At 51.7% G+C, this 1,507-nt stretch carries 1 rRNA gene; it reads left to right on the forward strand.

Annotated elements, in window-relative coordinates:
* A 23S ribosomal RNA gene (locus tag G8770_RS23765) occupies positions 1-1,359 on the forward strand; the annotation flags it as partial.
* Positions 1,360-1,507 lie beyond the last annotated feature (148 nt).

Consider the following 1,507-nt stretch of genomic DNA (forward strand, 5'->3'; position numbering starts at 1 on the left):
GAGTGGTTGATGCCATACTTCCAAGAAAATCTTCTAAGCTTCAGGTTATAGAGAACCGTACTCCAAACCGACACAGGTGATCAGGTAGAGAATACCAAGGCGCTTGAGAGAACTCGGGTGAAGGAACTAGGCAAAATAGCACCGTAACTTCGGGAGAAGGTGCGCCGGTGTTGGTGATGGGACTTGCTCCCTAAGCTGACGCTGGTCGAAGTAACCAGGTGGCTGCAACTGTTTATTAAAAACATAGCACTCTGCAAACACGTAAGTGGACGTATAGGGTGTGACGCCTGCCCGGTGCCGGAAGGTTAATTGATGGGGTTAGCTTCGGCGAAGCTCTTGATCGAAGCCCCGGTAAACGGCGGCCGTAACTATAACGGTCCTAAGGTAGCGAAATTCCTTGTCGGGTAAGTTCCGACCTGCACGAATGGCGTAATGATGGCCACGCTGTCTCCACCCGAGACTCAGTGAAATTGAAATCGCGGTTAAGATGCCGTGTTCCCGCGGCTAGACGGAAAGACCCCGTGAACCTTTACTACAGCTTTGCACTGAACTCTGAGCCTATTTGTGTAGGATAGCTGGGAGGCTTTGAAGCGGTGACGCCAGTCATCGTGGAGCCGTCCTTGAAATACCAGCCTGGTATGTTTGGGGTTCTAACTCAGGTCCGTTATCCGGATCGAGGACAGTGTATGGTGGGTAGTTTGACTGGGGCGGTCTCCTCCCAAAGAGTAACGGAGGAGCACGAAGGTACGCTAATCATGGTCGGAAATCATGAGTTTAGTGCAATGGCATAAGCGTGCTTGACTGCGAGACTGACACGTCGAGCAGGTACGAAAGTAGGTCATAGTGATCCGGTGGTTCTGTATGGAAGGGCCATCGCTCAACGGATAAAAGGTACTCCGGGGATAACAGGCTGATACCGCCCAAGAGTTCACATCGACGGCGGTGTTTGGCACCTCGATGTCGGCTCATCACATCCTGGGGCTGAAGCCGGTCCCAAGGGTATGGCTGTTCGCCATTTAAAGTGGTACGCGAGCTGGGTTTAGAACGTCGTGAGACAGTTCGGTCCCTATCTGCCGTGGGCGTTGGAAATTTGAGAAGAGTTGCTCCTAGTACGAGAGGACCGGAGTGAACGAACCCCTGGTGTTCGGGTTGTCATGCCAATGGCATTGCCCGGTAGCTACGTTCGGACGGGATAACCGCTGAAAGCATCTAAGCGGGAAGCCTCCTTCAAGATTAGATTTCCCTGGGACTTTAAGTCCCCTAAAGGGCCGTTGAAGACTACGACGTTGATAGGTTGGGTGTGGAAGCGCTGTGAGGCGTTGAGCTAACCAATACTAATTGCCCGTGAGGCTTGACCATATAACTGATGTAACTGGATGTATTGCAGACAGTGCACCGGATGGGTATGTGACTGTAGATAAACTACAGACGAATGAAGATACACACTTGAACAGCAGTGTAGATAAACAACTGAACAATCCGCCACCCTATTTGGAGTGCGTGCGGC

Source organism: Pseudomaricurvus hydrocarbonicus (assembly GCF_011602365.1).
GTDB classification, from domain to species: domain Bacteria; phylum Pseudomonadota; class Gammaproteobacteria; order Pseudomonadales; family Cellvibrionaceae; genus Pseudomaricurvus; species Pseudomaricurvus hydrocarbonicus.